21 protein-coding genes are annotated in these 21,923 nt (G+C 65.1%); 4 read left to right on the forward strand and 17 right to left on the reverse strand.

Features of this window, described 5'->3' with window-relative positions:
* Positions 1-14 precede the first annotated feature (14 nt).
* Genes RCH14_RS20950 through RCH14_RS20960 form a run of 3 tightly spaced genes read right to left on the reverse strand, consistent with a single transcriptional unit; the run spans position 15 to position 2,447 of the window.
* Complete coding sequence (locus RCH14_RS20950; RefSeq protein WP_343028029.1) at positions 15-392, reverse strand: response regulator; 378 nt, start codon at positions 390-392, stop codon at positions 15-17.
* Positions 389-2,218: an ATP-binding protein gene (locus RCH14_RS20955; RefSeq protein ID WP_343028030.1), complete on the reverse strand. Its 1,830-nt coding sequence runs from the start codon at positions 2,216-2,218 to the stop codon at positions 389-391. Before RCH14_RS20955 ends, RCH14_RS20950 begins: the two co-directional genes overlap by 4 nt.
* Positions 2,219-2,267: 49 nt before the next feature.
* Positions 2,268-2,447, reverse strand: coding sequence for a hypothetical protein (locus tag RCH14_RS20960; RefSeq protein ID WP_343028031.1), 180 nt, complete (start codon positions 2,445-2,447; stop codon positions 2,268-2,270).
* A 70-nt stretch (positions 2,448-2,517) separates the two neighbouring features.
* On the opposite strand from RCH14_RS20960, the gene RCH14_RS20965 reads away from it, so the two are divergent.
* Positions 2,518-4,761 carry a phosphocholine-specific phospholipase C gene (locus tag RCH14_RS20965; protein WP_343028032.1) on the forward strand — a complete coding sequence of 748 codons (2,244 nt, stop codon included), beginning with the start codon at positions 2,518-2,520 and terminating at the stop codon, positions 4,759-4,761.
* A 35-nt stretch (positions 4,762-4,796) separates the two neighbouring features.
* Entirely contained in the window at positions 4,797-5,381 is a 585-nt protein-coding gene (locus tag RCH14_RS20970) for a PEP-CTERM sorting domain-containing protein (RefSeq protein ID WP_343028033.1), read from the forward strand.
* On the opposite strand, the gene RCH14_RS20975 is transcribed toward RCH14_RS20970, so the two are convergent.
* The 12 genes from RCH14_RS20975 to RCH14_RS21030 all read right to left on the reverse strand — a co-directional run bounded on the left by RCH14_RS20975 (position 5,378) and on the right by RCH14_RS21030 (position 17,986).
* Complete coding sequence (locus RCH14_RS20975; RefSeq protein WP_343028034.1) at positions 5,378-6,874, reverse strand: HD domain-containing phosphohydrolase; 1,497 nt, start codon at positions 6,872-6,874, stop codon at positions 5,378-5,380. The genes RCH14_RS20970 and RCH14_RS20975 overlap by 4 nt on opposite strands.
* A gap of 112 nt (positions 6,875-6,986) precedes the next feature.
* Positions 6,987-7,739 (reverse strand): flagellar brake protein, encoded by a 753-nt coding sequence (locus RCH14_RS20980; RefSeq protein WP_343028035.1) that lies wholly within the window; start codon positions 7,737-7,739, stop codon positions 6,987-6,989.
* Between the two features lie 9 nt (positions 7,740-7,748).
* On the reverse strand, positions 7,749-8,093 hold the full coding sequence (locus RCH14_RS20985) for an EscU/YscU/HrcU family type III secretion system export apparatus switch protein (RefSeq protein WP_343028036.1): 345 nt from the start codon (positions 8,091-8,093) through the stop codon (positions 7,749-7,751).
* Positions 8,090-9,229: a flagellar hook-length control protein FliK gene (locus RCH14_RS20990; RefSeq protein WP_343028037.1), complete on the reverse strand. Its 1,140-nt coding sequence runs from the start codon at positions 9,227-9,229 to the stop codon at positions 8,090-8,092. The genes RCH14_RS20985 and RCH14_RS20990 overlap by 4 nt, the downstream gene beginning before the upstream one ends.
* A gap of 22 nt (positions 9,230-9,251) precedes the next feature.
* Entirely contained in the window at positions 9,252-9,575 is a 324-nt protein-coding gene (locus tag RCH14_RS20995) for a flagellar protein FliT (RefSeq protein WP_407070102.1), read from the reverse strand.
* A gap of 14 nt (positions 9,576-9,589) precedes the next feature.
* Complete coding sequence (gene fliS, locus RCH14_RS21000; protein ID WP_343028039.1) at positions 9,590-10,042, reverse strand: flagellar export chaperone FliS; 453 nt, start codon at positions 10,040-10,042, stop codon at positions 9,590-9,592.
* 25 nt (positions 10,043-10,067) lie between these two features.
* Entirely contained in the window at positions 10,068-12,692 is a 2,625-nt protein-coding gene (gene fliD / locus RCH14_RS21005) for a flagellar filament capping protein FliD (RefSeq protein WP_343028040.1), read from the reverse strand.
* A gap of 181 nt (positions 12,693-12,873) precedes the next feature.
* A complete protein-coding gene (locus RCH14_RS21010) occupies positions 12,874-13,218 on the reverse strand; it encodes a flagellar protein FlaG (protein WP_343028041.1) in 345 nt (114 codons plus the stop codon).
* Positions 13,219-13,303: 85 nt separating this feature from the next.
* Entirely contained in the window at positions 13,304-14,767 is a 1,464-nt protein-coding gene (locus RCH14_RS21015; protein WP_343028042.1) for a flagellin, read from the reverse strand.
* 194 nt (positions 14,768-14,961) lie between these two features.
* Positions 14,962-16,560, reverse strand: coding sequence for a diguanylate cyclase (locus RCH14_RS21020; RefSeq protein ID WP_343028043.1), 1,599 nt, complete (start codon positions 16,558-16,560; stop codon positions 14,962-14,964).
* A 99-nt stretch (positions 16,561-16,659) separates the two neighbouring features.
* Positions 16,660-17,307 (reverse strand): response regulator transcription factor, encoded by a 648-nt coding sequence (locus RCH14_RS21025; protein ID WP_343028044.1) that lies wholly within the window; start codon positions 17,305-17,307, stop codon positions 16,660-16,662.
* Positions 17,300-17,986, reverse strand: a complete 687-nt coding sequence (locus RCH14_RS21030) for a sensor histidine kinase (RefSeq protein WP_343028045.1) — start codon at positions 17,984-17,986, stop codon at positions 17,300-17,302. Before RCH14_RS21030 ends, RCH14_RS21025 begins: the two co-directional genes overlap by 8 nt.
* Before the next feature lie 47 nt (positions 17,987-18,033).
* On the opposite strand from RCH14_RS21030, the gene greB reads away from it, so the two are divergent.
* Positions 18,034-18,600 carry a transcription elongation factor GreB gene (greB, locus tag RCH14_RS21035; RefSeq protein ID WP_343028046.1) on the forward strand — a complete coding sequence of 189 codons (567 nt, stop codon included), beginning with the start codon at positions 18,034-18,036 and terminating at the stop codon, positions 18,598-18,600.
* 28 nt (positions 18,601-18,628) lie between these two features.
* Positions 18,629-19,228, forward strand: a complete 600-nt coding sequence (locus RCH14_RS21040; RefSeq protein ID WP_343028047.1) for a biliverdin-producing heme oxygenase — start codon at positions 18,629-18,631, stop codon at positions 19,226-19,228.
* A 99-nt stretch (positions 19,229-19,327) separates the two neighbouring features.
* On the opposite strand, the gene RCH14_RS21045 is transcribed toward RCH14_RS21040, so the two are convergent.
* Together RCH14_RS21045 and rpoZ are read right to left on the reverse strand one after the other, a co-directional pair.
* Positions 19,328-21,580, reverse strand: a complete 2,253-nt coding sequence (locus tag RCH14_RS21045; RefSeq protein WP_343028048.1) for a bifunctional (p)ppGpp synthetase/guanosine-3',5'-bis(diphosphate) 3'-pyrophosphohydrolase — start codon at positions 21,578-21,580, stop codon at positions 19,328-19,330.
* Between the two features lie 78 nt (positions 21,581-21,658).
* A complete protein-coding gene (gene rpoZ, locus RCH14_RS21050; protein WP_019922806.1) occupies positions 21,659-21,862 on the reverse strand; it encodes a DNA-directed RNA polymerase subunit omega in 204 nt (67 codons plus the stop codon).
* Between the last annotated feature and the right edge of the window lie 61 nt (positions 21,863-21,923).

A 21,923-nucleotide genomic window follows, 5' to 3' on the forward strand; every position in this document is an offset into this window, starting at 1 on the left:
TGGCTGGCGCGGCGTCACGCCAGGGCCGCGAAGTGGCGGGACAAGCGCGCCACCAGCTGGCGCGGACTCAGGGGTTTTTCAAGAAATTCGGTATTGGCCAGCTCACGCGCCCAGGCACGCTCGTCGAGCGCCGTCATCGACGTCATGACCAGGATCAGGAACGGGTGGTCCGGATAGGTGGCGCGGGCCAGCGGGCACAGCGTGCGCCCGTCCATGCCGTCCATCTGGATATCGCTGATCAAGACGTCGGGCAACTGCTGCGCCATGCAGGCCAGCGCCGCGTTGCCATCGCTGGCGGTGACGACGAGGTAGCCTTCGCGTTCGAGCGACAGGCGCAGCACGCGCAGGACATGGGGCTCGTCGTCGACGAGCAGGATGTGGCGCGCGCTCATAGCACGGCGGCGCCGGCGGGCGCGGAAACGATCTTGAGATGCACCGAGAAGGTGCTGCCCACGCCTGGCTCGCTTTCGACGACCAGGCGGCCGTGGTGCAGTTCGACGATCTGGGCGGCCAGGTACAGGCCCAGGCCGTGGCCGCCGCGCTGGGTGGCGGCGCCGGCTTCGCTGACGCGGTAGAACTTCTCGAAGATGCGGTCCTGGGCTTGCGGCGCGATGCCGATGCCAGTGTCGCGTACGCTGATCACGATTTCATTGTCCTCATTGCGGGCGGCCAGCGTCACGCTGCCGCCCGGGCGGTTGTATTTGATGGCATTGGTGAGCAGGTTGTTCAGCGCAATGCGGAACAGGTCCTTGTCGATGGCCACGGCCTCGAGCTCGCGCGGCAGGTCGAGCAGCACGCGCAACTGCTTGCCTTCGGCGCGTGGCAGCGCCTGCTCATACGCGTCGCGCAGCATGTCGTCGAGCCGCACGCGGTTGCGTTCGGGGCTCATGCTGCCGGTTTCCAGCTTGCTCACATTGAGCAGGTTGCCAACCAGCGCATTCATGCGCTCGATCTCGTCCTGGATCACGTTTAGCGATTCGACCCGCATGCTCTCGTCGTCGGTGTCGGCCAGCATTTCGGCGTACATGCCGATGACGTTCAGCGGCGACTTGAGTTCGTGCGAGACGTGGGCCACGAAGTCGTTGCCCGCCTGGCGCGCCAGGTATTCGCGGGTGACGTCGCGCAGCACGACCAGCGTGCCGAACGACATCGTGCCGTGGCCGCCGCTGAGCGGTTGCGCGGTGGCGCTCAATTGCCGGCCTTCGACATTCTGCGGTGCGAAGTCGATCTTGTGCGAGCGGGCGTTGTCGCGCAGGTCGCCGCTGTAGCGGCCGAACAGCGTGCGCAGCGCCGGATCGCAGCACCAGGCGTCGAGCGGCTGCCCCAGGATCTGGTCCATCGGGATGCCCAGCAGGGGTTCGACCTTGCCGGACGCGAACGTGACGTCGCCGGCCGGATCGAGCATCAACAGGCCGTCCGGCAGCGACTGCAGCGCGGCATTGAGCTTCTTGCTGCCGTATTGCAGCAGGCGGTTGTCGGCGGTGGTGTTGAGCGAGCCTTGCTCGAGCTGGACGATGCGGGCGCCGGCCTGGTCGAGGTAGTGCTGCATATTCGTGATCAGTTCGCGCATGTCGTCGGCGCCCGGCTGAGCCGGCCTGTCGGGCGCGGCGAGCTGGCGCAACTGGCCGCGCAGCTGGGTGCTGAGTGCCGCCAGCGGCGCCATTTCGCGCTTGATGACGACGTACATGACCGGCACGACCAGAAACATCATCAGCGCCAGCAGCGCCAGGAACGAGACATCCTGCGCCAGCACGGTAAAGCCCGGCTGGTGGAAACCCACGCGGACGAATGCCGGGCCGCCGCTGGCGTCGGCCAGCGGGCCATAGAACTCGCGCAGCGGCGCGCTGGCGCCGGTTGCCGGCAGCGTCCGTTCGCCGAAGCCGGTGCGCGCATCCGCAGGCAGTGGCGTAGCGGGCGTGATGCTGCCACTGCCCGCGATTTCGGCCAGCGTGCGGCCGTTTGCATCCCCGATCGTGACATAGGCGAAGTCGCTGCCATCGTTCGAGGCAAGCACGGCGGCGAGCACACCGCCGCGGCCGCTGCTGTCGGCAAGGAGGGACATCGGGACCGTGCTGAGCGCCTTGACCAGTCCGACACCCTTGTTGCGCACCTGCGCAGCCTGGCTGGCTTGCTGCCGCACTACCAGCAATGCGACGACCAGCGTGATGGCGGCCAGCGCACAGGCGATGAGGATGATGCCGATGCGGTTGAGTTTCATGGCGGTGAATTTTTGCGAAATGAAATGTAGCGAACTGTAACGATAGAAACTATAGGTTGGTGGTTGCAAACAGGCAAATAAAATTCCAATCGTGCGCAATATTTCTTTCGAAAAATAATTGCATGACAACGTGGAACGTTGTTTTTTTCGTTGCTGCCGCCTTACCGGCAGTGCTTGCCGATGTCACGGCGGCGTCACGGTCAGGGCGTACGCTGGCGCCGTCTTGCATGATGTCGGCAAGACAACAAATTACAACATTAATTTCCTGGATAAAACACTCACGTCTTTGGATGGATCCTATGACCTCACGACGCAGTTTCCTGCGCAATAGTGCGCGCGCGGGTATCGCCGCCGGCACGCTTGCCGCCTTTCCGCCCGCCATCCAGCGCGCCCTGGCGATCCCCGCCAATAACGCCACTGGCACCATCCGCGACGTCGAGCACGTGGTGATCCTGATGCAGGAAAACCGTGCGTTCGACCATTATTTCGGCACGCTCAAGGGCGTGCGTGGCTTTGGTGACCGCTTCACGATCCCGCTGCCCGAAGGGCGCAGCGTCTGGCAGCAGCGCCTGGCCAACGGCAACGTCGTGATGCCGTTCCACCTGGACGCCAGCCGTGGCAATGCCCAGCGCGTCAACGGCACGCCGCACGATTGGCTCGACAGCCAGCTGGCCTGGGACAACGGCCGCATGGACCAGTGGCCGCGCTACAAGAATCCCATTTCGATGGGCTACTTCAAGGAAAGCGAGATCCCGTTCGCGTTTGCGCTGGCCAATGCGTTCACCGTGTGCGACGCCTACCACTGCGCAATGCACACGGGGACCGACGCCAACCGTTCGTTCTTCCTGACCGGCACCAATGGCGCCGTGCCCACCGGTACGGCCTTCGTTTCCAATGAGTGGGATGCGATCGACGGCGTGCCGGGCGGCGTGAATACCGGCTACACGTGGACCACGTATGCCGAGCGTCTCGAGGCGGCCGGCGTGAGCTGGATCAGCTACCAGAACATGCCCGACGAATGGGGCGACAATATGCTCGGCGCATTCCGCCAGTTCAGGCGCGCCAATATCGCCTCGGGCTTCCCCGTGTCCAGCGGCGGCGCGCCCGGCCAGCCGTACACCAACACGGGCCAGGCGCTGCCGTACCACGCCTACGACGCGGCCACCGACAACGCGAAAAACCCGCTGTACAAGGGCATCGCCAACACCTTGCCGGGTACCCGGCCCGAGCAGTACCTGGACGCCTTCAAGCGCGACATCCGCGACGGCAAGCTGCCGCAGGTCTCATGGATCAACGCACCATCGATCTACTGCGAACACCCGGGCCCATCGAGCCCGGTGCAGGGCGCCTGGTTCCTGCAAGAGGTGCTCGATGCGCTGACGGCCAATCCCGAGGTCTGGAGCAAGACGGTCCTGATCGTCAATTTCGACGAGAACGACGGTTACTTCGACCACGTGCCGTCGCCCTCGGCGCCGTCGCCGGACGGCAAGGGCGGCTACGCCGGCAAGACCACGCTAACCCCTGGCGCGCTGGGGCCGGAATACTACACGCACCCGCGGCCTGCCGGCAGCACCCGGCAACCGGCGGCGGACGGGCGCGTCTACGGACCCGGCCCGCGCGTGCCGATGTATGTGATTTCGCCGTGGAGCCGCGGCGGTTGGGTCAATTCGCAGGTGTTCGACCATACGTCGGTGCTGCGCTTCCTGGAAGCGCGCTTCGGCGTCATCGAGCCGAACATCAGCGCGTATCGCCGCGCCGTCTGCGGTGACCTGACCAGCGCCTTCAATTTTGCCACGCCAAACGACGAGGCCTTGCCGGTGCTGCAGGGTCGCGCCAACCGGAGCCAGGCCGACGCCTTGCGCGCCGCGCAGCAACGCCTGGCGCAGATCGCGCCACCGGCGTCGCCGCAAATGCCGCTGCAGGCGCCGGGCACGCGGCCGTCGCGCGCGCTGCCGTATGAACTGGCCACCACCTGCCAGGTGCAGCCCGGCGCCACGATGGCCGCCGTGCAGGTCACGCTGAACTTCATCAATACCGGGCGCCAGGGCGCGGTCTTTCACGTCTACGACCGCAAGAACCTGGCCGCCGTACCGCGCCGCTACACCGTCGAGGCAGGCAAATCGCTGGCCGACAGCTGGACGCCCGCAGTGGGCGGTGCCTACGACCTGTGGGTGCTGGGTCCGAACGGCTATCACCGTCACTTCACGGGCAGTGCGCTGCGCGCCGTCGCGGCGGGCCAGGCGCGCCCGGACGTCCACGTACGGTGCGACGCCGCCACGGGCGAGCTCGTACTGCGCCTGATGAATGCCGGCGCGGCGCCGTGCACGTTCAGCCTGAATGCAAACGCCTACGCCCAGCTGCGCCAGTTGCACACGCTGGCGCCGCGCACCGAACTGCTCGTGCGCATTCCACTGGCGGCCAATGGTTACTGGTACGACCTGAGCGCCACGGTCTCGGGCCAGCCCGACTACCTGCGCCGCCTTGCCGGGCGCGTCGAAACCGGCCGCCACACGGTCAGCGATCCGGCACTGGGCCTGGTCTGACCATGGCCGCCTCCATCACCACCAACAGGATTCCCATGCATCCCATGCTTCGTAACGCGGCTGCGGCCGTTGCCTTCGTGCTGTACGCACCTTTCGCCTCGGCGGCCGTGCTCGATTTCGACGACATCACTGGTCCTGACGGCTATGCCGCCGTCCCCGCCAACTACGGTGGCCTCGACTGGTCGGGCGCCGGCCTGAACGTTTTCACGGGCGAGCAAGACCCGTTTGCCGCCCATTCCGGCACGGGCCGTGTCACCACCGACTGGACCGATGGCGGGCCGGTCGCCAGCACGATCCGCTTCCTGGCGCCCACCGTCTTCGACGGCGCCTGGTTCTCGGGCTACGAGGACAGCAGCGTGCGCTTCGACCTGTATTTCCAGGGCCTGCTGGTCGCCAGTTCGGGAACGCTGCAACTCGCCAGCGCGCCGGCCTTCCTGGACGCCGGCTGGGATGGCGCCATCGATGCCGTCGTGGTCTTGGGCGGCGCGCAGGGCTCGTATGCGATGGACGACTTCAGTTTTGGTGGCGTGACCGAGGTGCCGGAACCGGGTTCGCTGGCGCTGCTGCTGGCTGGATTGGGCATGGCCGGTGCGTTGCGGGTGCGTCGCGCGCAGTCTTAAATCAGCCCCAGCGTCAGTGCGCGCAAGGTCGCCGCGGCGCGGGTCGAGCAACCGAGCTTGCCCAGGATGCTCTCGACATGCGTGCGCACGGCGCCATGACTGATCCGCAGCGCGCGCGCGGCGTCCTTGCCGGTCTCGCCCAGGCTGATGCGGCGCAGGACGTCGACCTCGCGCGCTGACAGCAGCTGGCGCGTTGGCGGCACGACTGACGCCGTGGCGGCCGCTGCCAGCACGGCGTCCACGGCGGCGCGATCGAGGCGCCCGCCCGTCACCTGCGCTTCGAGCAGCGTCCGCGTCGACGCAGGTTCATGCGCAGCGCGCCATGGCCGCGGCGAGCGCAGGGCAACGTAGGCCGCCGCTGCCGCCAGCAGGCGCTGCGGCATGCCAAGCGTGGTGGCGTCGAGACTGCGATGGTAGCCGCTGCCATCGAGCCGTTCATATGCCTGCGAGGCCAGTTGCGCGTCGGCCTCGATGCCGTCGATCCGGTTGCCGATGCGCGCGCTCCAGTAGGGCGCGCGGCGGATGGCTTCCCAGTCGGCGTCGCTCGGTTTGCTTCTGCGTTCCCAGACGCTGTTCGGCACGGCCGCGCGCCCGATCCCGTGCAGCAGCGCAGCGCGCGCCAGGCTGCGCTGTTCGGCGTCCGGCAGCCCGACGCCTTGCGCAGCAATCTGCACCAGCAGCGCCACCCGGCGCGAATGGCCGGCCAGCCAGGGCAGCTTCAGTTCGACGGTGTCGGCCACCAGCGTCAACGGCACCGACAGCGGCAAAAAGTCGGTCAGCGGCGCCGTTTCCTCCGGCGCTTCTAGGGCCTCGAGCCATGCCTGTGCGTGCGGCGCCACTTGTGCAACCAGCGCCGCCGGATATCTGACGCCCCCCAGGCGCGTGACCGTCGCCAGCGCCGCGCTCAAGCCATGCGCGCGTGCGAGGATGTCGATGTCGCCGGCCAGCGCCACGTGATACACGACGGCCGGCACGCCATTGCCGTCCAGGCCCTGCGGCTGGCCGCGGCCATCGTAGCGTTCGAACAGGTGGCGCAGGCCGTGTTCGACGGGGGCTGGCAAGCCCAGCATGGCGGCGATGTCGCCCGCGACGTCGCAGTGGATGGCAGCCAGCGGCGCAAGGTGCTGCTTCACCTTGGCCAGGCGCGTGGCCTGCTGCGCGCTGAGGGTGCGTGTCAACATCGCCTGGCGGCCACCGATGTCGTCGCCCAGCAGCCTCGCAAAGCCGGCGGCCGTGGCGGTGCTGCCGGACCAGCGCAAACGGGCCGCCATCTGTGCGTGCGCCGCAGCCCCAGCATCGCCACCGGCAGCCAGGGCGATGCGCGCGGCCAGGCGCGCGGCGCGCGCGGACGCGTCGATGGGCTGACCCATGGCCAGATCGCCCACGATCGCGAGCAGCCCCATGGCCTGCGCCAGCGTCACCGTGTCGTGGCCGTGCAGGGTGGCGCTGGCGGGGGCCAGTGAGGGCAGGGATGCCTGGGTTGTCGTGTCCATCAAGCCGATCGTATAGCCAGCCCGTCCGTGCATCAAACGGGCTGGCCGGCCGCCATTCAGGCACGGCCAGTCAGGCACGGCCAGTCAGGCACGGCCAGTCAGGCCAGGCCAGTCAGGCCAGGCCGGCCAGCTTCGCGTTGCGCTCGCGTTCGAGCTTGGTGATGTAGCGCTGCACCCCGGCCAGAGCGCCGCGCGAAATGTCGACGAACTGGCAGCCGATACGGCGCGTGATCTTGTGGTTCAGCAGCGTGAGGTCGAGCGAGTTGCGGATCTCGAGCGAGGTGGAGATCGGCCCGATCTCGGGCAATTCGATGCGGCAGTTGGCGATCACGCGTCCAACCGTGGTATCGAGCAGCAGCTTGCTGTCGAGCAGGGCAATGCCGCCTACGCTGATGTCATGCAGCGCGAACACGCTCATGCCGCCGGTGCCACCATCCATCGGCACCGGAATCAGCGCGCGCACCGGATTGCTCACCGGCGTGGCCATGCGGTAGTACTCGCGCCGCTGCAGGCGGATCAGGGTGGGAGGAATGTCGGCGCGCAGCGCCGGCTCGCCGCGCCAGACTGTCGGGGCCAGGTTGGCGGCGCCGAACAGGATACGGATCTTGTCGAGCGTGGTTTCGCACTTCGCGCGCGCGGCGCCCGCCATGCGCTGGTTCTGGGCCGGATCAATCGAGCGATCAAGCACGATCGTGTTGCTGTTTTCGTCCACGGCCAGGATCGAGGTGACGCAGACGTCGGCCTCGCCCCTGATCAGCAGGCGAATCAGCTGGTTGTGTTCACCGATCTGGCGCAGCAGCGAAACAATCTCGCGGCGCGATGCGACTTCGTAGTCGTGCCAGTCTTCCAGTTCTGCTTCATCCATTGCTAGGCTTTATGTCCTTGACGCTTGTTCCGGGGGGAGGTGGGGCGTCGGATCAGGTGCGGTGGGCATTGACTCACCGTTCTTTTTAGCCGACTCAATATGATATAGCCATGCCAACAGTTCCGCAATTGCTCGATAGAGGGTTGGTGGAATTTCCCGGTCCAGATCGACCTGCATGAGCAGCGATACAAGTTCCTTCGATTCGTGCACGAACACGCCCGCATCCTGGGCGCGCTGGATGATCTGTTCGGCGATCATGCCGGAGCCCTTGGCCACGACGGTCGGCGCTTTCTCGCCGGCGCTGTAGGCCATCGCCACCGCGCTCTTGATGCGCTGATTGGCCAGCTTATTCATGGTGTTTTTTCATCGGCGTCCTTCGGTGCCGGCGCGGCCCGCGCGCGCGCGTCGAACCCTGCCAGCGGCGTGCCCACCGAATCGAGCGCGCCGGCCAGGTTCGGTGCGTGCTGGCGCAGCAGGGCGGCGGTGGCGTCGTCGCCGGTCGCAAGCCCGATCTGCAAGGCGCCGCCCACCATCCGCAGCTGCACATCGAGTTCGCCCAGTTCGGGAAACCGCAGGCGCAGGCGGCTGTTCCAGATCGCCCCGTCATCGTCGCCGCAGCCGCCGTGGGCTTCGCGCTGGACGTCCCATTCCATCGGCTGGCCTGGCCAGAGCTGGCCTTTCCACGCCAGTTGCGACTGTTCCTGCGCCGCCAGCTGCATGCTGATGAACTGCGCGGTGGCGGGATCCTGCGGGTTCGGGCGCGCGCCGGCCTGCGCTGCCTGCTGCTGCGGTTCGCTCGCCAGTTCGGCCAGCGCGCGCGACCCCTGCGCCCATTCGGCCACGTGCGATTCGTAGAACAGGCCGCTCTTGCCGAAGGCCTGTTTCAGGCCGGCCGCCAGCGCGGCCGGATCGGCGTCCGGCGTGGCCACCACCGGCGCATTGCCGGTGACGGCGGTGAGCACTGTTTCGGCTTTCTGGGCGGCCGCCAGCACGCCGGCCAGGGCCTGGCCAGTGGGGCTGAGCGTGGTGTTTTTTGCTTCGGTGCCGCCGGCGAAAGCCTGCGTGCCCAGCCCCGCGCTGGAGGCCAGCAGGGCGCCAGCGCGGCCAACTGCGGCGCCCTCGCGGTAGCCCAGCGGCGCGCCGGGGGCATCGGTTTCGGCTTGCGGTGCGGGGCCGGCCTCGGCAAACCCCGTGGTGGTGGTCTGGGCGCCGACCTGGAAGGTGGGGCGGGGATGCAGACCGATCAGCGTGAGCGGCACGTCGGCGCCGACCAGCGCGCCGGGGGGCAATTGCATGCGCGCCTGGGTCTCTGCGAACTTGACGATGAAGGTGCCGTCGGTGAGCCTGGCCTGGATCTCGCCGTGGATCGCCTTGCCCAGCAGCGGCGCGACGGCGCGCGCAAAGGCTTGCTGGCGCGGGTCGACCGCCTGCTCGGCGGCCTGGCCCGGCGTGATGCGCGTGACGCCGGAAACGAGATCGCGGGGCAGCATCAATCAACCCCCGCCGGGCGCATCAGATGCCGTAGGCGCGCGCGACGCGGCGTTCGGTCGACTTGCTGTTGATCAGGGATGACAGGTGCGCCATCCATGGGCTGGTCAGGTCGCGGATGCGGCGGTCGGCATCCAGCATGCGGCGGATTGCATCGACCTTGCGCACACGTTCCTGGCCGGCCAGGGGGCCGATGCCTTCGTTGGCCTTGAGGCGGCGCGCGTGGGCCGCGCATTCCTGTTCGAGTTCGGCCAGGCGATCCCATTCGTTGGCAGCGGCTGCGTCGAGCATGCGTTCAGTGATGCCGACCATCGTTTCGTAGACCGATACCACTTCTTGTCCGTTCATCGTCATCGTCAACCTTATGCGCTCATCAGGGTAGGGGCACGCTGGATGGCCGGCACGGCCTGTTCGGCCGCGTCGCTCTTTTCGCCGATCGCGACCCAGGCTTCGCGCAGGTCCGACATCAGGCCATGGATTTCTTCAATGATCGCGATATCGTTCTTGATATTGGCCTGCAGCAGGCGGCGGCTCATGTAATCGTACAACGCATCCAGATTCTGTGCGATTTCGCCGCCGGCTTTCTGGTCGAGCGAGGCGCGCAGGCCGTTGTCGATGATCGTGATGGCCTTCGAGATCGAGGCGCCCTTGGCGGCCACGTTCGACGACTTGATGTGGTTGATCGCGCTGAGCAGGGCGACGATCACGCCGTCGTACAGCATCACCACCAGCTTCTGTGGCGACGCGGCAGCAACGCCGGTCTCCAGGCCAACCGTTGCATAGGCGCCGACGCCGCGTTTCGGGGTTCCAAACATATGAGATTCTCCGGTAATGCTGAAATTAGTAATTGGTCGACAGGGTCGCCAGCTGCTGGGTAAGGTAGTCCGACGTCGACTGCATCGACGACAGCGTCGCATCGAGTGCAACGAACTGGGCGCGGTAACGCTTTTCGATGCTGTCCAGGCGGGTTTCGAATTTCGCGGCCTGGTCGGCGACCGATTTGATCGATATGTTCAGGCCATCGGTCTTGCTCTTGAGCAGGCTGTCCTTGCCGACGAAGCCGGTTGCCAGGTTGTTGAGCTGGAACGCGAAACCCTGCGAGAACGTCACCGCGCCGCGATCGCCCAGCACGCCACCCGTGATCGAGACCTGGATGCCTGCGGCGTTCGAGCCGGCTGCAGCGGTGAGCGACTGGCCGTTGCCGGTGGCGGCCACGCCGCCGATGGTGCCGACCACGTCGGCGCCCTTGCTTGGGGTTGCGGCCCCGAAAATCGAGTCGACCGAGCTGCCGCTCACGCCGGTCAGGGAGATGTTCGAACTCGCGCCATACTTGCTTGACGAGAGCGTCAACAGGCCATCGTCGCCGACCTTCGATTCGACCGTGTCGCCGGCGCCGGCGAACGTTGAATTGCCATTGATCGCCGAACGCAGCAGCGCGGCGAGATCGTCCTTGTTGTAGGTGCCGGCCGGGAGCTTGACTTCCTGGGTCTTGCTTTCGGTGACCGGATCGGTCTGGTTCAGCGTCACGCGCCACACGGTATTGGGGGCGATCGTGGTGCTCGCGCCAAGTGCAGCGCTGCTCGCCAGCGTGCCTTGCGTCGCCAGGCTGGCGATGTTCACGCCATAGGTCCCGGCCTTGGTCGCAGCCGTCGACTTGTCGAATTTGACCAGGCCGTCGGTGGTCGAGCCCATGGCGGCGAACAGGCCGCCGAAGTCGGCTGCATTCTCGGTGATCGCCTTGCTCAATTTGGTCGAGTCCAGCTTCAGGCTGCCGTCCTGCTGGAACGCGATGCCGATCTGGCTCAGCGAGGTCAGCTTGCCGCCCGTGCCTTCCATGACTTCGCTGATCTGACGCCGCATCTGGCTCTGGATCGCGCGCACGCTGGCGTCGCCCTGCAGCACGCCGCCTTTCTGCGTTTCGGCGTTGTACTTGGTCAGGCCGCTCATCGTCGAGTTCAGCGCATTGTAGGCCTTGACGAAATCATTCACGGCCGTGCTGATCGCGGCGGTATCTTTCGAGACCGTCATCGTACTGCTGCCGATTCCGTTGATCTCGAGCGTGACACCTTCGATCGCATCCTTGACGGTCGTGCTGTCGCTCTTGATCTCGATGCCGTTCATGTTCAGCAGCGTGCTCTGGGCGCCGGCAGTCTGGGTCATGCCTTGCACGCCGGCCGGATCGTAGCCGAGCAGGGCTGCCAGCGCCGGATCGGCCGCTGCGCCGTCCTCGCCGGTCACGCCGACCTTCATCGAGGTCGCTTCACCGGTCTTGTTCGACGTGAGCACCAGGTGATACGGCTTGCTGCTGCCGTCCGAGACGATGGTGGCGGTCACGCCCATGTCGCCCTTGTTTATGGCGTCACGAATGCCCTGCAGCGTCTGGTCGCCTGCCGCCAGTGTGATGGTCTTGCTGTTGAGCGCGCCGTTGAGCGAGAAATCCGACCCCATGTGCGCGCCGACGCTGCCGGCGGTAAAGCCCGCGGCCGCCGGGTTGTTGCCGGCGACCAGGATCTGGTTGCCTTCGTTCGAGCGCAGCGTGACGCCGGCGGTGGCCGTCGTGGTCGCGCCGGCATTGACGGCATCGTCGGCGCGCTTGATGCCGCCACGCACGGTGCCGGTGACGGTCTCGGTCACGTCGATGGTATTGCCGTCGGCCGCCGTGAATTGCAGCGTGCCGTCGGCGGCGCTGCCGCTGACGGTGATGTTGGCGGCAGCCAGGGCATTGCGCGTGCCGGCGCTGGCCAGCGAGGTATCGAGCGCGGCGCCGGTCAGCGGCGCGCTGCCGGTATTCAGGTTGGCCAGCTGTACGCCGCCGACCGACAGGGCATAGCTCGAACCGGCATCGACGCTCACCTGGCCGAAACCGGCGAACAGGTCGGCGGCGGTTTCGGTGCTGCCGGCGGTGGCGACGACGCCGGTCTTTGCGCTCTGCGCATTGATGGCTTCGGCCAGCGCACGGGCGCTGCGGGTGGTCGGGCCGGTGCTGATCGCCACGCCGTTCAGGCTCAGCGCGCCGTTGGCGATGCCACCCGCGGCCGGCGCCAGGCCCAGCGCAGTGCCGGTGGCGCCGAAGGTGCCGCCGCTGACGGTGCCGAACTGGAACGTGAGATTGGTCGGGGCGCCGGCGCCGATGGTGCTGGTGGTGCTGGCCATCCCGCTGGTCTTGAGGCTTTGCGACTGGGCCAGTTGCGTGACATTGACCTTGTACTTGCCCGGCACGGCGCCGGTGGTGGCGGAGCCCGAGAACACATCCTTGTTGGATGGGACCGCGCTCAGGCCCTGAAACGTGTTGGACTGGTTCAGCGACGTCAGGGCGCCCTGGAAGGCGCCGACGGCGGCGCTGACCTGGTTCAGGGCACTGTTCTTCTGTTGCAGCGCCGCCGTCTTCTTGGCGTAGTTGTCGAGCGGCCTGGCTTCAGCCTGCATCAGCTTCGCTACAATGCCATCGATGTCGAGGTTGGCCACATGTTTCTCCGGTGAAAGCAATAATGTAAGTCATTATCGGCAGAAACAAACCTTACTTAAGAGCGGTAAAGGCGGCTCTCTTTTTATTTTGGTCAGAACCGTCAGGAACGATGTCGAAGCGCCATGTAAAAAGCGCCGCACCTGGTGGGGGGGCGGCGCTTCGGGTGAGGTGCGGATTGGGTCAGGCGCTTTGGTTCAGCAGGCGTCCCACCATCTTGTCGATCGATTTGGCCATTTCCAGGGCCTCCTTGGTCGGCATCTGGCGTACGACTTCCTTCGTATCCCGATCGATGATCTTGACCACGAGGTCCTTGCTCTCTTCGTCGATCTCGAACTCAAGGCTCTGCGCCGATTGCGGCAGCGCTTCGTTGAGTTTCTTTACGGCAGACGACACCTCGTTCCGGTCTGGCTTGGGTTCAGCTTTCTCCGGCGCTGCCCGTGGTGCCGGAGCAGCCGGCCCGTTCGCCACCGCTGGACGTTCGTCCAGTTTGGCGGGGGGCGACGACGCAATGGATGGAATTTGCATGGCGTATCCTAACGAAAATTCCCCAGCCAAATTTCTTCAGCCGGGGAACCGCTTACCGAGTTGTACTGTTACTACGCGTTAGCGATTAGCCACGCAGGAGCGACAGGACACCGTTCGGCAGCGAGTTGGCCTGGGCCAGCATCGAGGTACCAGCCTGCTGCAGGATCTGACCACGGGTCAGCTTCGCGGTTTCCGACGCAAAGTCGGTATCGACGATGCGGCTGCGCGATGCCGACAGGTTCTCGGTCGACGACGACAGGTTCGAGATCGCCGATTCGAAGCGCGATTGCAGTGCGCCGTATTCGGCGCGCTGGCTGTTGACCGACGCCAGTGCTGCATCGGCGGTCTTGATGGCCAGCTGCGAGCCTTCGAAGGTGCTGATGTCGAGGTCGGCGACCGACTTCAGTACGGATGAACCGGTGCTCGTGCCACCATCCAGTGCAAAACCACTTGCATCGGCCACCGAGAAGCTGCTTTCCGAGTCCAGCACGATGCGGCCGGCGGCGGTTGCGCCGGCGGTTGCATCTACCGTCACGCCACCGGTCAACACTGCGCCATCGGCGTCGTAGGTGGCCAGCGTGGCGGTCGATGCCACGTCGGTCGACGTGTTCTTCAGCTTGATGTCTTCACCGTCAGCCTGGGTCAGCTTCAGGCCGCCGCCTTCGGCATCGTACGATGCGGTCACGCCGGTCTTGGCCGATTGCGCATTGAAGGCGCTCACAGCGGCTGCGTAGCCGTTCGCGGTGTCTTCGCCTACCGAGAACGACACCTTGACGGCAGTGGCGTTGTCCGAGCTCAGTTCGAACGTGAACGACTTGTTTGGCGCAGCTGCGAGCAGGGCTTCGGTCTTGGCGGTGGCCGTGACACCGGTATCGCCGCTGGCTTTGTTGATGTCGGCAACGGTCGCCTTGGCCGACGCATTGGCGGCGACGGTGATGTCTTTCGAGCCGCTCGAACCGTTGACGGTCATGGTGCCGGTAGCGACGCCGTTGGACTGGCCGGTGGCAGCCTGCATCGAGCTGGCATCCAGACGGTTGTTACCGTAGGTCGACGTGGTGAAGTTCGAACCGGTCATCGAGATCAGCTGGCCGGCGTTGGCGCCCACCTGGAAGTTCGCGGTGCCCATCGAACCGTCCATCAGTTTCTGGCCGTTGAATTCGGTGGTGTTGGCGATGCGGTTCAGTTCCGAGGTCAGCTGGGTGACTTCAGTTTGCAGTGCTTTGCGGTCGCTGGCCGAGTTCGACGAGTTCGACGACTGGACAGCCAGTTCGCGGACACGTTGCAGGATGTCGCCCGAGCTCGCCAGAGCGCCTTCAGCGGTTTGCGCCATCGACACGCCATCGTTGGCGTTGCGGGTCGCTTGCGTCATACCCTTGATTTGCGAATTCATGCGGTCCGAAATCGCCAGACCAGCGGCGTCATCCTTGGCGCTGTTGATACGCATACCCGACGACAGGCGTTGGATCGAGGTGTTCAGCTGCGATTGCGAGGTCGACAGGTTACGCTGCGAGTTCAGGGATGCGACGTTGGTGTTGATTACTGATGCCATGGTGATTCTCCAGACTAGGTCTTACTAGGGGTGCAGCGACCGTGCTGCTGTTCACTTTGGTCCGTCTCGCTACTCAGTGACGTTCAAACCGCTGTTGTTGCTGGTAACGGTGCCCTGTGGAAAAAGTTTAGGGCCAGATCGCAAAATAAATCGTTTTTTTTACGCTGTCTGGAGAAACACGCGTTCAGAACTTGTCATTCCGCCACGACTACCCGGTTCTTGCCGCTGCTCTTGGCCTGGTACATCGCTTTATCCGCCCGCGCCATCAGCGATGCCTGCTCCTCGTTCTGCACCCGCAGCGCCACCCCGCACGAGAAGGTGATGAGCATCTTCTCGTTATCGTGCAAAAAGAAGTGCCGGGTCAGCTCGCGCTGCACCCGCACCATGGCGGCCGCCGCCGCATCGACCGTTGTCTCGGGCAGCAGGATCAGAAATTCTTCGCCGCCGAAGCGCGCGATCACGTCCATCGAGCGTAACGTCTCGCGCACCACCTTGACCAGGTGCTTGAGCGCGGCGTCGCCCGCCATGTGGCCGTAGGTGTCGTTCAGGCGCTTGAAATTGTCGAGGTCCAGCAGCGCCACGCACAGCGGCGTGTTGCGGCGGTCGGCGCGCGCGCTTTCGCGCTCGAACACGTCGTCCAGGCCACGGCGGTTCAGGCTGCCGGTCAATTGATCCTCGCGCACCAGCTCGCTCATATGCTGCAGCTCGGCTTCCAGTTCGCGGATGCGCTGCTCGGCTTCCTGCACTTCGCGGTGCGCACCCACCATGCGGTCGCGCGAGGCCAGTGCTTCGTCCTGCGCATGGCGCGTCTCGCGCAGCACGTCGTTCAGGACGGTATTGAGTTCGTTGATGTCGGTTGCGCTGCCGATGCGCTCGGAAAAGTCGCCCAGCTTGGCGTGGTAGTCGCCGGTCGAGGCGGCCACCGAGCCAAGGCGGTCGACAAACGTCATCATCATGTTCTTCATCGTCGCGCGCACGTCGGCGATGCCATGTTTCAGATGACTTTGCTTGATGATCACGTCTTTCAGGCTGCGCGTGGCGTCTTCCAGTGCGCGTGTGTCCAGTGGCCCGGCAATCAGTTCCTGCACTGCCACGACTTGGCCGCGCATATAGTTGTCGTCCTCCAGCAAGCCTTCGATATTGTCGAGCAGCAGCCGGAACAGCCGCAGCAGCAGTTCCTGCTGGCCCGCGCTGTCATCCTTGCGCAGCTCGATCTGGAAGCACAGCTGCTTCAGGCGCGCCTCGATTTCCTGCAGCTCGCTCTCACCAACAGCCGTCTTGACCAGGGCGCCCAGCGCTTCGGCCTCTCGTACCTGTTGCGGGTTGTCGCTCAGCAGCGAGGCGCAGGCGAACGTCAGCGTGCGCGCCAGCATGTCGCGCAGCAGGCGTGTCTGTGGCTCTTCGTCGCCCATCGCCATCACCGGCGTATTGCGCCGCAGATGCCGCTCGCTCAACTGGCCCAGTGCCTGGGTGTAGCTGTTCCAATCCCCCGTCTTGACGGCGCGCGCCATGCGCCGACCGTATTCGGCCAGCTCGCCCGGCGTATCGAGCATGCGCCGCGCGAATCCGTTCAGCACCTCGATGGCCCCTGGATCCGCGGCGGGCAAGGGCGGTGGCGGCGGCGTGCCGGCAATCTCGTCATAGATGGCGCGATAAGCGTCCGGCGTCGGCGCGATACGGCGCGTGGCCAGGCGACGGAACGCCTCGCGAGCGATGTCGGCCGGATTCACTGCTGGCGCCGGGGCAGTGCCAGGGCCGGCTCCAGCAGGTACGGGTGTTGATGGGGTGGACATGGTTGCAGAGCGGTGCCGAGTTTGCGGGGATAAGCACATGATAGGCAGTTTTTTTGCCTAGAATCAATATTTATTCAGTGTTACAGCATGTGACGGGCGTCAATCGACCAGGCCGTTGCGGATCGCATACGTGGTCAGCTCGGCACTGCTCCTGAGTTTCATTTTTACCAACAGGCGCGCGCGGTATTCGCTGATCGTCTTGACCGACAGCGACAGTTCGCCCGCAATCTGCGTTACCGTCATGCCCGACGCGATCATGGTCAGCGTCTGGTATTCGCGGTCCGACAGCCCCTCGTGCGCGGCGCTTTCATGGTCTTCGCCGATGGCGCTGGCCAGCCTTTGCGCCAGCGCAGCGCTGACATATTTCTGCCCGCCCGCCACCAGCCGGATCGCCGTGACCAGTTCGCGCGGCGCGCTCTGCTTGGTGATGTAGCCAGCGGCACCGGCCTTGAGCGCGCGAATCGCATACTGGTCTTCGCGGTGCATCGACAGCATCAGTACCGACAGCTCGGGTTTGTCCTTCTTGATCTGCTTGAGTACATCGATGCCATTGCGGTCGGGCAGCGAGATGTCGAGCAACATCACGTGGCAGCGCGTCTTGCCCGCCAGGCGCACAGCATCGTGCCCGTCCTCGGCCTCGCCGGCCACGACGATGTCGCGCTCGTCGGCGAGGATCTGTTTGAGTCCTTCGCGCACGATGGCGTGGTCATCGGCGATGCATACCCGGATGGTTACTTTTTCACTCATTCTGCTTCTTGTTCTGTGCCGGGGCCACGGGCGGCGCCAGCCTGATCTTGACGGTCAACATCGTGCCACCTCCGGGCGCCGCCGACAAGGACAGCACGCCGCCAAGCGCGCTGGCCCGTTCATGCATGCCGCGCAGGCCGAATGCATGCGGCCGGGTGCGCGCGGCCGGGTCGATGCCGCAGCCGTTGTCACAGATGGACAGCGTGAGCTCGCCCCCTTCACGTTCGAGTGTCAGCGTGACCTGCGTCGCACGTGCATGCTTGGCAACATTGGTGAGTGCTTCCTGCGCGATGTGAAAGAGGGCGTCGGCGTGGGCCGGCGCCGGCGCCGGCGTGTCCGGGCAGTGCGTGGTGACGGCGACGCCGGTCTGGCGCGTGAATTCGCGCGCCAGCCATGCGAGCGCGGCCACCAGTCCGAGGTCGAGCGGGGCGGCGCGCAGGCCGAGCGAGATGCGCTCGACGGACTCGATGGTGCGCTCGACCAGGTCGTCGATGTACTGCGCCTGACCGGCCAGGCCGGACTGGTCGGCGGGGAGGCGCGCCGACAGCCGCGCCAGCGCCATCTTGATGGCGATGAGGTTGCCGCCCAGGTCATCGTGCAGTTCGCGCGCGATGCGGGTGCGCTCATCCTGTCTGGCGGCGTCGTCAAGGGCGTGCTGAAACGGGGCAGGTTGGTGCATGGTCGAATGATACGACAAGGGCGCGCAAGTCTCGCTACAATGCATCCATGAACAAGGCATTTGTAAAAGAGTCCGACAACGACGACGATGATGAAGCCCTGGCGCTGGCGCAGGCGATTCCTGACGGCGCCAAGAACTACATCACCCCGGCCGGCTACCAGCGCATCAAGGATGAGCTGCTGCAACTGATCGACGTCGACCGGCCCGAAGTCGTGCGCATCGTGCACTGGGCCGCCTCCAATGGCGACCGCTCCGAGAACGGCGACTATATCTATGGCAAGCGGCGCCTGCGCGAGATCGACCGCCGCATCCGCTTTCTTACCAAGCGCATGGATTCGGCATTCGTCGTCGATCCAAGCATCCAGCATGGCAATGACCAGGTGTTCTTTGGCGCCACGGTCCGCTACGTCAACGGGGCCGGCGAAGAGCACACGATCACCATCGTCGGCATCGACGAGCTCGACCCGCTGCACGGCAAAATCAGCTGGGTTTCGCCCGTGGCGCGCGCGTTGACCAAGTGCCGCGAAGGCGATGTCGCGCAGTTGCAGACGCCGCTGGGCATGGACGAGCTTGAGATCATCTCGGTCGATTATCCCGAGCCAGTCACCGACTGAGCGTGCAGCCCGGTGCTACTATGTGCGCATGAACCGACATCATGAAGCGGCGCACAATCCAGCAGACAATCCGAATCCCCTGGCGGCATTGCGCGCTGCTACCAACGAACAGCACGAACGGCTCGATCATGGCCTGCCGCTCTCCGGTCCGGCCCCCGACTTGAACGATTATGCGGCGCACCTGACGATGGTGCGCGACTGGCTCGCGTCCCTGCAGCCGTGGCTGGAATCGTTCGCGGATGGCCCGCAGCAGGTCTTGCTGCCGGTCGAACGCCTGGCGCTGATCGAAGCCGACCTGAACGAGCCGGGCATGCCCCCGCTGCGTGCACCGGCGCCCGCGCACGCGTGGCCGCGCGATGCCAGTGCGGCCTATCGCTGGGGCGTGTGCTATGTGGTCGAAGGCTCGCAGCTGGGCGGCAAGGTGCTGTACGGGAAACTGGCAGGTGCAATGGCGCCGCATCCGCTGCGCTATCTGAAGGGCAGTGATGCCGGACCAGGCCCGCGCTGGCGCGCGTTCATGCTGGCGCTGAAAGAACACGTGACGTCGCCGGATGAGATTACCGACGCCTGCGCGGGCGCATGCGCGGCGTTTGACAGTATTCTCAGACTGAGCCTGGACAAAAAGTAGGGTGGACGGCGTAGCCGCCTCGCCGGCCGCGCCCACCCTACCGGCCAATCAAGATGGGAAACCCGCCCACCATACATCGGCAACGTCCCGAAGCGTGACTTACGTCCGTTCCCGTTCCACCCGATTCACCCCGGCCACGCGGCGCAGATTGCGAATCAGTTGCGCCAGATGCACCCGGTCGCCGATCTGGATCGTAAAGCGCAGCTGCGTCATCATGTTTTCATCGTCCTCGTCCATGCCCACATACGTGATGTTGGCGTCGGACTCGCCGATTTCGGCAGCCACGCGCGCGAGAATGCCTTTTTCGTTGTTGATCAGCAGGCGGATACGGCAGTCGAAGCGGCGGTTGAGATCGTCGCCCCATTGCACGGCAATCCAGCGGTCGGGTTCTTTTGCCAGCAGGCGCTTGGCCGTCTGGCAATCGCAGGTGTGCACCACCAGTGCCTGGTCGCGGCGCAGTTGGCCCGTGATCTGGTCGCCCGGGATTGGCAGGCAGCACGGCGCCAGCTGGACCGCCAAGCCTTCGCTGCCATAGATCGTCACCGGCGCGATGTCGCTCGCTGGCAGCGGCTTGTCCGACGGCAGCAGATCGGGGTCGCCTTCCATCAGGCCGAAGATATGGCGCGCCACCAGCGTCGGCATGCGCTTGCCGATGCCGACGTCAGCGTAGACTTCGTCCATCGAATTGGCCGACGACTCGGCCAGCAACCGCTCGACGACGCTGGCCGGCAGATCCGGCTTGATGTTGCGTACGGCCAGCGCCTGGGTCAGCAATTCGAGACCCAGCTCGGCCGACTCGTTGACGTCGACCAGGCGCAGGTGATGGCGGATCGCCGAACGCGCCTTGCCGGTGCGGACGAACGTCAGCCAGGTCGGGCTCGGGCGCGAATTGGGCTGGGTGATGATCTCGACGATGTCGCCGTTGTGCAGCTCGGTGCGCAGCGGTTGCTCTTCGTTGTTGATCTTCACGCCAACGGTATGGTCGCCGATGCCGGTGTGGATCGAGTACGCGAAGTCGAGCGCCGTTGCGCCGCGGGGCAGCGCGATGATCTTCGACTTGGGCGTAAACACATACACCGAATCGGGGAACAGGTCGACCTTGACGTGTTCGAGGAACTCGGCCGAGTCGCCCGTTTGCTGCTGGATGTCGAGCAGCGACTGCAGCCACGCATGGGTGCGCTGCTGCAGCTCGGACATATTCGATTCGCCCGTCTTGTACAGCCAGTGCGCCGCCACGCCGCTTTCGGCGGTGCGGTGCATGTCCTGGGTGCGGATCTGGAATTCGACCGGCGTGCCGTACGGGCCGATCAGCGTCGTGTGCAGCGACTGGTAGCCGTTGATCTTGCCAATGGCGATGTAATCCTTGAACTTGCCCGGCATCGGCTTGTACAGCGCATGCAGGGTGCCAAGGGCCACGTAACACTCGGGCACGCTGTCGACGACGACGCGGAAACCATACACGTCGAGCACCTGCGAGAACGACAGGTGCTTGTTGCGCATCTTTTTATAGATGCCGTACAGCGTCTTTTCGCGGCCATGCACTTCGGCTTTCAGGCCGCCGGCCTCGAGCTGGTTCTTGACTGCTTCGAGGATTTTCTTGACCACTTCGCGCCGGTTGCCGCGCGCCGACTTGATCGCCTTGGACAGCGTCTGGTAGCGCACCGGATACAGGTGCGAGAACGACAGGTCCTGCAGCTCGCGGTAGATATTGTTCAGGCCGAGGCGGTGCGCGATCGGCACATACACTTCCATCGTCTCGCCGGCGATGCGGCGCTTCTTGGCCGGAATCATGAAGCCGAGCGTGCGCATATTGTGCAGGCGGTCGGCCAGTTTGATCAGGATGACGCGCACGTCCGACGCCATCGCCAGCAGCATCTTGCGGAAGTTTTCCGCCTGCGCTTCGAGCTGGCTCTGGAATTCGATTTTCTCGAGCTTGGACAGGCCGTCGACGAGGTTGGCGACCTGAGCACCGAAGCGCTCGATCAGCTCATCCTTCTTGACGTCCTGGTCTTCGATCACGTCGTGCAGCAGCGCAGCCATGATGGCTTGCGCATCGAGTTTCCACTCGGCGCAGATCTCGGCGACGGCAATCGGATGGGAGATATAGGGCTCGCCCGACTTGCGGACCTGGCCCAGGTGCATCTCGTCAGAAAAGCGGTAGGCTTCCTTGACTTTTTTGAGCTCGGCGGGGGTAAGGTATTCGGACAGCTTGGTGATCAGCTGCGTCACCGAGGCCACGCCGGGCACGATGGGGCCGGCGGGCTCGATGAAATCGGGCGGACGATTGTCCGCCCGCCGCTCGCGCGGAGCGGGGTTGCGTGAAGCGGGTGAATCTGGAGGTAACAGGTTCATTACGTTAATCGTCTGGCTGCGGTGAGATCAGAATAACAGAAGACGGGATAACGCAAATTCAGGCAACCCCGAATGTGATTACATCGGGACTTTTTTCAGCATTTCGATGCCGACTTTACCAGCGGCGATCTCGCGCAGGGCGACGACGGTTGGCTTGTCCTTGGCTTCGACCTTCGGGGTGTGGCCTTGCAGCAGCTGGCGCGCACGATACGTTGCTGCCAGGGTCAGCTGGAAACGGTTCGGGATGTTCTTGAGGCAGTCTTCGATGGTAATGCGGGCCATGTGTGCTCCTGGGTTGCTGAATGTTGGGTGACAATGAGTGCGACAAAGAGTGAAACAACGC

It is taken from the genome of Massilia sp. MP_M2 (assembly GCF_039123635.1).
Lineage (GTDB): Bacteria > Pseudomonadota > Gammaproteobacteria > Burkholderiales > Burkholderiaceae_D > Telluria.

Excerpts from the sequence above, each read along its gene's own strand:
- RCH14_RS20950 (WP_343028029.1), bottom strand. The coding sequence starts at position 392 with ATGAGCGCGCGCCACATCCTGCTCGTCGACGACGAGCCCCATGTCCTG.
- RCH14_RS20955 (WP_343028030.1), bottom strand. The coding sequence starts at position 2,218 with ATGAAACTCAACCGCATCGGCATCATCCTCATCGCCTGTGCGCTGGCC.
- RCH14_RS20960 (WP_343028031.1), bottom strand. The coding sequence starts at position 2,447 with ATGCAAGACGGCGCCAGCGTACGCCCTGACCGTGACGCCGCCGTGACA.
- RCH14_RS20965 (WP_343028032.1), top strand. The coding sequence starts at position 2,518 with ATGACCTCACGACGCAGTTTCCTGCGCAATAGTGCGCGCGCGGGTATC.
- RCH14_RS20970 (WP_343028033.1), top strand. The coding sequence starts at position 4,797 with ATGCATCCCATGCTTCGTAACGCGGCTGCGGCCGTTGCCTTCGTGCTG.
- RCH14_RS20975 (WP_343028034.1), bottom strand. The coding sequence starts at position 6,874 with ATGGACACGACAACCCAGGCATCCCTGCCCTCACTGGCCCCCGCCAGC.
- RCH14_RS20980 (WP_343028035.1), bottom strand. The coding sequence starts at position 7,739 with ATGGATGAAGCAGAACTGGAAGACTGGCACGACTACGAAGTCGCATCG.
- RCH14_RS20985 (WP_343028036.1), bottom strand. The coding sequence starts at position 8,093 with ATGAATAAGCTGGCCAATCAGCGCATCAAGAGCGCGGTGGCGATGGCC.
- RCH14_RS20990 (WP_343028037.1), bottom strand. The coding sequence starts at position 9,229 with ATGCTGCCCCGCGATCTCGTTTCCGGCGTCACGCGCATCACGCCGGGC.
- RCH14_RS20995 (WP_407070102.1), bottom strand. The coding sequence starts at position 9,575 with ATGAACGGACAAGAAGTGGTATCGGTCTACGAAACGATGGTCGGCATC.
- fliS (WP_343028039.1), bottom strand. The coding sequence starts at position 10,042 with ATGTTTGGAACCCCGAAACGCGGCGTCGGCGCCTATGCAACGGTTGGC.
- RCH14_RS21010 (WP_343028041.1), bottom strand. The coding sequence starts at position 13,218 with ATGCAAATTCCATCCATTGCGTCGTCGCCCCCCGCCAAACTGGACGAA.
- RCH14_RS21015 (WP_343028042.1), bottom strand. The coding sequence starts at position 14,767 with ATGGCATCAGTAATCAACACCAACGTCGCATCCCTGAACTCGCAGCGT.
- RCH14_RS21020 (WP_343028043.1), bottom strand. The coding sequence starts at position 16,560 with ATGTCCACCCCATCAACACCCGTACCTGCTGGAGCCGGCCCTGGCACT.
- RCH14_RS21025 (WP_343028044.1), bottom strand. The coding sequence starts at position 17,307 with ATGAGTGAAAAAGTAACCATCCGGGTATGCATCGCCGATGACCACGCC.
- RCH14_RS21030 (WP_343028045.1), bottom strand. The coding sequence starts at position 17,986 with ATGCACCAACCTGCCCCGTTTCAGCACGCCCTTGACGACGCCGCCAGA.
- greB (WP_343028046.1), top strand. The coding sequence starts at position 18,034 with ATGAACAAGGCATTTGTAAAAGAGTCCGACAACGACGACGATGATGAA.
- RCH14_RS21040 (WP_343028047.1), top strand. The coding sequence starts at position 18,629 with ATGAACCGACATCATGAAGCGGCGCACAATCCAGCAGACAATCCGAAT.
- RCH14_RS21045 (WP_343028048.1), bottom strand. The coding sequence starts at position 21,580 with ATGAACCTGTTACCTCCAGATTCACCCGCTTCACGCAACCCCGCTCCG.
- rpoZ (WP_019922806.1), bottom strand. The coding sequence starts at position 21,862 with ATGGCCCGCATTACCATCGAAGACTGCCTCAAGAACATCCCGAACCGT.